This window comes from Hydrocoleum sp. CS-953 (assembly GCF_002260545.1).
In the GTDB taxonomy this organism is placed as follows: domain Bacteria; phylum Cyanobacteriota; class Cyanobacteriia; order Cyanobacteriales; family Microcoleaceae; genus Trichodesmium.
The window spans coordinates 1-5,279 of the sequence record NZ_LGSU01000893.1; the positions used below are offsets into that span (position 1 = coordinate 1).

The following is a 5,279-nucleotide window of genomic DNA, read 5'->3' on the forward strand; positions in this document are numbered from 1 at the left end:
TTGCATAAGGGCGTCCGTACACAGAAGAATAATGAACATTAACTGACTAATAATTAGGTAATAATTTATTTTACCTGTGTTAATTACTTAATAACTGAAGTGTCACTCAAGTATAGCATTAATGCATGGGAATTGGTATTATTCATTCAACAATTCACACCTTGAAGCCTCCCCTTATAATTAATAATTAATGTACCTCATTAATTATTAATAATTTCAGAGGGTCTGGCTGGGTAAATAGTTGATATATTGCTCCTAAGCGCCGTAATAATTATTAATTGTATTCCTAGGTCATGCTGCGCAAACGGCTGTTGCCGACATGAAAATTGTTAATTGTTAATTATTGAGAAGGGGTAATTATTAATTATTAATTGTATTCCTAGGTCATGCTGCGCAAACGGCACCTCGTCACATGAACATTGTTAATTGCTGAAGCTTCCTCTTTTAAGAGCATAAAAAGCGGAGCGGCTCTGCAAGAGCGGGAAACCTCGCCATATCCAATCGACCAAGAGAAGAAAAAAAATTCCTTTTAGCCAATCCTTCTATTACATAAGAGGTAATAACTAATAATTAATAATTATTAATTATTGAAATACTCTCAACGTTGTGTTTAGGTAGTAACCAGGAATTTGTATACCAGTTCAAAATCCAAAATCTAAACTTGCATGGAGCAAAAAGCAGTTTTCTAGCTATTTTTTTTGATCGTCTTATTTTGAGTTAATTTCTGTTGAAATATACAGTTTTTCTTCAGATGATAGTATTTGCTTAATTGGCATACTAATAATAACTGTAGTTCCTTGATTTATGCCTTCACTAGATAATTTAATATCACCATTCACCATTTCCATCAGACTACGAGAAATCGCTAATCCTAATCCATTGCCACCAAATTTGCGGGTTTTTGTACCATCTACCATGACAAAAGGTTGAAATAATTTATCCTGTTGTTCTAAATTAATACCAATTCCTGTATCTTGAATTGTAACTACAACCTCATTTACTTTCTCACCCTGAAAATCCATTACATAATTGGTATTTTCACNTTTTTGTACCATCTACCATGACAAAAGGTTGAAATAATTTATCCTGTTGTTCTAAATTAATACCAATTCCTGTATCTTGAATTGTAACTACAACCTCATTTACTTTCTCACCCTGAAAATCCATTACATAATTGGTATTTTCACAAATACTTGATTCATTATATTTGAGACTAAGATAAATATTAATACTACCTTCTTCTGTAAACTTAATTGCATTATTAATAACATTTTCAAACACCTGTTTTAACTTTTCTCTATCAGCGTCAACAATGATTACTTGTGGAGGAATATTTAGTTTTAACAGTAGAGATTTTTGTTGAAGATTGTCTTTAAATGAATCCACTGTCTCTTGTAATAATTTGATAATATTGACATCCTCAAAGATCATAGATAAAGTTCCTGAATCAATTCTACGGATATCCAGAATATCATCAATAATTCTTAGCAAATGAATAGCCGAATCATTAGCTTGTTTCAAGAAATCTATTTCTTCTTCCCTACTATCACAAAAATCATCACAAATTAATTGCAGTGAACCAATAATTCCGTTAAGTGGAGTTCTTAACTCATGGGAAATATTCGCCAAAAATTCACTTTTTAACTGGTTAGCAACCTGAGCCTCTTTAGAAGTTACTTCTAGTTGATAAGCCCACCTCTTTAGCCTCTCTACCATATTCTGTAATGAAATTGCTAGTTGATTAAACTCGCGAATTTTTATGTTTTGAGGTACTTTCTTGGGAGAGTCTAAATCACTAACAGTAATCGCATAGTCTCGCAATTTTTCTAAAGGACGAGCTAAATCGCGAGCTAAATAAATACTTGCTATTATACTAGCAGCAACTAAACCTAAAATCAGAATAATTAGAACCTTTTGAACTTCTCTAAGACCAGATAAAGCAAAATCTATAGGTGTAATTGCTAAAACAATCCACTGATTATCATTATCTCTATCTATAGGACTAGGAATAGCAACATACCCCGCTAAAAATTCATTATCTGCTGATAATTTAAGTCCTAACAATTCAGGCAATATTTTTTTTAGTTCATCAATAATCTCTCTCAAATGATTTTTACTTTTACCATTCCCCCCATTTCTACTAGAAATATCTGTTTCCTCAAAAGAAAATATGTGGGCAAAATCTTTTTTGCCTTCCTGTGCATTTCTGATAATACTTTCTAGTTTTCCTGCATCTGGCCCTTCAGAAATATTACGTCCTAGTCTGCTAGGGTCTGGACTAGCTAATATCGTACCTTTATAATCANGTGCATTTCTGATAATACTTTCTAGTTTTCCTGCATCTGGCCCTTCAGAAATATTACGTCCTAGTCTGCTAGGGTCTGGACTAGCTAATATCGTACCTTTATAATCAATTACTACAGTTGAACCTGTCAGTGAGCCTCTTTTTCTGTTAGTTTGCATTGGTAAAGCTGACTTAATACTCAAGGCATACCGCAATTTTCTTTCGCCACCTTCAGCAAGATATACTGGTACACTTAAACCTAAGCTAACTTGTGTTTTTTGATTGACTTCCTGATGATTTGATTCACCCTCTGAGGTTAATTGTTCTGGTTGTATGTAACTCATGTAAATATTGGAGTTATTAGTAATCAGTTGTTTCTGCTGTTGAGGCCATATATTTTCTGATAAGGAATGTATTGGTTTAGCACCACAAGTATTAGCAACGATCTGCTCAGTTTGTAAGTTACTTAATTGAACGCAACTTACCTGGCCAGATAACATTTTGTATAACTTTTCAACATAACTTTGATACTCTTGAGCTGTACCAGATTGAAGTACATAGCTTTGGCTGGCACTAACTAAATTCGATTCCAGGGATTTTGCCCACTGTTGAATATCTTCTGCCTTTCTATCTGCACTTTCTTTCAGGTTTTGACGAGCAGTGTCTAGAAGAGTAGAACGTGCTTGTCTGTATATTATATACTGACCCAGTATTAATACTGGTACAGTAAGTAGCAATATTCGAGATAGTAGAATCCTGCGAAAAGAGGATTGAACTTGTTTAATCATAACATTTTTTACCGACAATTTTGGTCTAGAGCAACGTCCTAGAAGGAAAGTTTAGTGTTATAACAAGAGTCGTATAAATACTTATGTTTCCCCAAGCTGACAAAAAGGCTATTAAAAAACAACCAGGTATGAATTATTCCATGTATTTACTATTCCATGGTATATCGTACCTGATGATATTGACTTGATAGAATAAAACTACTAACCTCGAAAAAGCATTATGTTTTACTCTTAAAATACAAATCTAGTTTGATGTGATAACTTAATTTCAAGTCTATATTCCAGGTATTTGTTAGATAATTTTTTTCTATAGCAGAAGGCAGAAGGCATAAGGCATAAGTTTTGTAGTCTACCTTTGTAAAAGGTTTAAAGCCTCTCCTTTTCAATGGATAATTGATAATTAGAGAGAATTTTTACGATCCACTCTCCATTATTGATTATCAATTGTTAAAGAGGTAATTATCCANCTACCTTTGTAAAAGGTTTAAAGCCTCTCCTTTTCAATGGATAATTGATAATTAGAGAGAATTTTTACGATCCACTCTCCATTATTGATTATCAATTGTTAAAGAGGTAATTATCCATATATTCATTATCTATTATCAATTAATGAAGAACAGTTGAAAAATAGTCACTAACAAGCAAAAAAATCCCACTCTCAAAATTAGTTACTATAGCTGTAATCTACTATTTAAAATCTATACCTAATTTCGATTTCTAATTTTCATTTTTTGAAGTAGTTCAGAATTCTTATCTTTTAGAGTAATTTTCCACATTCATTCCACAGCATTTCCACAAGCAAGTTCAATGTTTTCCACAGATTAAACAGGATTTTCCACAGAGTTCAACGATGTCATAATACTCTTGTAAATGTATTGGGGATTTTGTTCAATCACAGGTAAATTCCTTCATTTTTGCCATTTTTTATGAATTTTTGTAACAAAAAATGCGATGAAACACTGATGATTTCGTAAATCTTTTATTGATCGAAAGTAGGTTGTAATATTTCTCAACATTGACAAACCTACCCCCTCTTAATGCACAATGATGCGACATTGGTAGTTCAAAGTTAGTGGTTAATGGCCATAACTAAGGACTATGAAGAAGAAAAAATATTATAGAGAACCCTACTAAAGATGAACGTAACTGTTAGTATTCTGGCCGAAATTCCTGAAGCACTGCATGAATCCCTTAAAATCTACTTAGAAACCCACCCTGACTGGGATCAAGACCGTGTTTTTTCCGCAGCTTTGTCACTATTTTTGTTACAGAATGGAGATAGCGGTACACCAGAAACATCTCCCTATTATCGTCAAGCTGCTAGAGTTTACCTAGAAACCCTTTTCCAACATCATGTATAGACCCCAAATGGGTTTTATTGAAAAATAGACGGTGTGATGGGGTGATGGGGTGATGGGGTGATGGTGTGATGGGGTGTATTAGAGTATTTTTCCATCTTTTCGCTGTATTTCCTATCTCTACAGACGACTCCATGCCTCAAAAATTTACTTCTAGGTAAAAATACTTTTAGGGGTTCTATAGAAGCATTTGGAATATGGGCAGGCGGTGTGGGTTTTTAGTAAAGGAGCAAGTCCTCAACATTCATAAGTCAGGAGTATAGAGAAATAAAATAAATTTAGAAAAATGCCCCCATCTCCCCACCATCCCCTTCTATATTCTAAATATATCCCATTTGGGATCTATAAGAAGCCCTAACTGTATCTCCAGAAAATAAGTCCTGGTGGAGAATTAATTGATAAAAAATGGGTAATAATTGATTTGATGATGGGATGAGTGGCAGATATCTAATAGACCCCATCTCCTCATCTCCCCCACTCCCATACTCTCAATCTATAATTTTAAATAGATCCCCTTAGGGGTTCTATATACCACCACCTTTAATTGTTCTTTTGGGATAAGCATTTAGCTACCAGTTATTAGCTTAATTTGCTCAAAAGTTACATATACCGACCTTCTAACACTGTTTTAGTTAGAGACTCGGTTATTTTTTTGTGTCTTGTTTTTGTGAATATCAATTTTAAATTGCTACAATTTTTAATTTTTTTATTCAATAAAAAGCTTATTTTTCATAAATAATATTTTTACAAAAGATTTTTTATTTGTCACCTTAATAAACTCAAAATTAATAATTATCAAAAATTGTCAATTAAAACGAAAATTGTCGTGGTCAAAGCGCATATCAAAAG

General features: G+C 33.1%; 2 protein-coding genes and 1 pseudogene. 1 reads left to right on the top strand and 2 read right to left on the bottom strand.

Going from position 1 to position 5,279, the window contains the following annotated elements:
* Positions 1 to 707 precede the first annotated feature (707 nt).
* Positions 708 to 1,022: an ATP-binding protein gene (locus AFK68_RS11925; RefSeq protein ID WP_371357337.1), complete on the bottom strand. Its 315-nt coding sequence runs from the start codon at positions 1,020 to 1,022 to the stop codon at positions 708 to 710.
* Between the two features lie 21 nt (positions 1,023 to 1,043).
* Positions 1,044 to 1,716: pseudogene (locus tag AFK68_RS44880) on the bottom strand (sensor histidine kinase); the annotation flags it as partial.
* A 2,492-nt stretch (positions 1,717 to 4,208) separates the two neighbouring features.
* On the opposite strand from AFK68_RS44880, the gene AFK68_RS11935 reads away from it, so the two are divergent.
* Entirely contained in the window at positions 4,209 to 4,433 is a 225-nt protein-coding gene (locus tag AFK68_RS11935) for a DUF2811 domain-containing protein (protein WP_094673006.1), read from the top strand.
* Positions 4,434 to 5,279: the final 846 nt, after the last annotated feature.

Excerpts from the sequence above, each read along its gene's own strand:
- AFK68_RS11925 (WP_371357337.1), bottom strand. The coding sequence starts at position 1,022 with ATGGATTTTCAGGGTGAGAAAGTAAATGAGGTTGTAGTTACAATTCAA.
- AFK68_RS11935 (WP_094673006.1), top strand. The coding sequence starts at position 4,209 with ATGAACGTAACTGTTAGTATTCTGGCCGAAATTCCTGAAGCACTGCAT.